The organism is Janthinobacterium sp. FT14W (genome assembly GCF_009208755.1).
In the GTDB taxonomy this organism is placed as follows: Bacteria; Pseudomonadota; Gammaproteobacteria; order Burkholderiales; family Burkholderiaceae_D; genus Janthinobacterium; species Janthinobacterium violaceinigrum.
In genome coordinates this window covers 1-499 of sequence record NZ_WFLL01000136.1, presented here as the reverse complement: position 1 = coordinate 499, position 499 = coordinate 1, and the positions used below count along the sequence as shown (strand labels likewise).

General features: G+C 64.9%; 1 protein-coding gene. It reads right to left on the bottom strand.

Going from position 1 to position 499, the window contains the following annotated elements; all coding sequences use genetic code 11:
• On the bottom strand, positions 1-499 hold a 499-nt coding region (locus GCN74_RS28325), incomplete at both ends, for an AMP-binding protein (protein ID WP_152259712.1).

Sequence of the window (499 nt, the reverse complement as noted above, 5' to 3'; positions counted from 1 at the left end):
ATGCGTTCGCCGGGGCGGAACGGATTGGCGACAAATTTTTCCTCGGTCAGGTCGGGCCGGTTCAGGTATCCCCTGGCCAGGCCCTGCCCTGCGATGACCAGTTCGCCGGGCACGCCAATCGGCTGTATGTTCTGCTGCGCGTCCAGGATGTGGATCTGGATATTGCTGATCGGTGCGCCGATCGGTACGAACTGGCCCGGCAGATGGCTGCAATGGTAGGCCGTGACATCGACCGCGGCTTCGGTGGGGCCGTACAGATTGAACATCGCCGCGTTCGGGAAGCGCTCGCGGTAATGGGTGGCCGAGCGCCAGTCCAGCGCTTCGCCACTGCAGAAAATCCACCGCACGCTGGCGCAGCTGCCCTCCACGCTATCGAGGAAGGTGCGCAGCATCGACGGCACGTAGTGCAGCGTGGTGACGCCGGCGCTGTTGATCAGGTGCTGGAGATATTCCACATCCATGTGGCCGCCCGGGCGCGCCAGCAGCACGCAGGCGCCGC